At 72.7% G+C, this 1644-nt stretch carries 3 protein-coding genes; all 3 read left to right on the plus strand.

Annotated elements, in window-relative coordinates:
* Nucleotides 1-486 (plus strand): DUF3299 domain-containing protein (locus tag FUT87_RS25990; RefSeq protein WP_147242852.1); only part of this gene is annotated, 486 nt, incomplete at its 5' end.
* A 26-nt stretch (nucleotides 487-512) separates the two neighbouring features.
* Nucleotides 513-890, plus strand: a complete 378-nt coding sequence (locus tag FUT87_RS25995) for a hypothetical protein (protein ID WP_091724391.1) — start codon at nucleotides 513-515, stop codon at nucleotides 888-890.
* 254 nt (nucleotides 891-1144) lie between these two features.
* Nucleotides 1145-1644, plus strand: a 500-nt coding sequence (locus tag FUT87_RS26000; RefSeq protein ID WP_147242853.1) for a TonB-dependent receptor plug domain-containing protein, incomplete at its 3' end; no start/stop codon positions are given.

Here is a 1644-nt window from a genome sequence, read left to right on the forward strand (position 1 = left end):
GCGGCCACCGTCGCCGCCGCCGATCCCGCCCAGGCCCAGGCGTCCTCGCCGGGCACCGCGATCCCGATGGGCTCGGGCCCCGGCTACCACGATCCCCGCAGCCCCTTCAAGCCGCTGCAGGAGCTCGAGGGCGTCGTCAGCTGGAAGCTGCTGTCCTCGGTCACGGTCAAAGCCGACAAGAGCAAGGTCATCCCGACCTTTCCCTCCGGCGTGCTCGCGCTGGACAAGCGCACCGTGAAGATCCAGGGTTTCATGATGCCGCTCGAGCCGGGCGACAAGCAGAGCCACTTCCTGCTGTCGTCGGTGCCGACGAGCTGCTCCTTCTGCGTGCCCGCTGGCCCTGAAGGCCTGGTGGAAGTGCGCAGCAAGACGCCGGTGCGCTACACGCTGGAGGTCGTGACCGTCGAAGGCCAGATGGCGGTCCTCAACGACGACCCCTACGGCATGTTCTATCGCGTCACGCAGGCCGTGCCCGCGGCGCGCTGAACGCGCCCACGACCGACCCCACGCTCATGCATCGCCCGACCGCGACCCTCCGGACCCGCCAGCAGCGCTGGTGGATCTGGCTGTGCGTGGCGGCGGTGCTCGGCTTCCAGGCGCTCGGCCTCGTGCACCGCAGCCTGCACGGGTCGGCCGGCCATCCCTCGCGCATCGCCATCGCGATCGCGCAGGCGGCCGGCGAGGACACGCCCGCGCCCAGCTTCGGCCATGCGGCCGGCACGCCAGACTGCCAGTTGCTCGACCAGCTCAGCCATGCGCTGGGGCCGGTCGCCCAGGCCTTCGCCTGGACCGCGCCGTCGCCGGACCTCCCGGTCGACGTGGACGCGCCGCACGACGCGGCGCTGGCCCAGCTGTGGCGCAAGGGCGCGCGCGGTCCGCCGCGCGCCTGACACCTCCGTCGATCTTTCCCGCGTCCTTTCAGCGTCGCTTCGGCGTCGTTCCTCGACGTTCTTTGCGCCGTTTGCACCGTGCTCGTGCCGTGCTCGCGCCGTTCCGCGCTGCGCGCCACGCCCCTCGACGGGGCCGTGCGCCGCACGCTGGGCGATCGGCTGGGCGCCTCGGCGCTGGCGTTCGCGCCCGCGGGATCCCCATCAGCATCTGATCGCGCCGCGGTGCTCGACCGCCGGCGCTCGAGAGTGTCCTCATGGCCAACAAGCCCCGTTTCCCGTTCCTCCTGTCTCCCATTTCCCTGGCGCTCGCGCTGGGCACCAGCACCGCCTGGGCCCAGCAGGCCCCCGTCGCGTCGACCGCCGATGCCGCTGCTCCCACAGGTGAGGCCGCCAATGCCGACACCGCCGCGGGCGGCGCGGCCCGCGCGCACAAGCACAAGCTCGACGTCGTCGTCGTGACCGGCAACCCGCTGAGCCAGCGCGAGCTCGCCGCGCCGGTGCAGGCGCTGAGCGGCGACGCACTGACCCTCAAGCGCGGCGCGAGCCTGGGCGACACGCTGGACGGCCTGGCCGGCGTGGGCTCGACCTACTTCGGTCCCAACAGCAACCGCCCGACGATGCGGGGCCTGGACGGTGACCGCGTCCGCATGCTGAGCAACTCCGGCGCCTCGGTCGACGCCTCCAGCCTGAGCTTCGACCATGCGCTGCCGGTCGATCCGCTGGTGCTGACGCGGGTCGAGGTGCTGCGCGGCGC

This window comes from Mitsuaria sp. TWR114 (assembly GCF_007997345.1).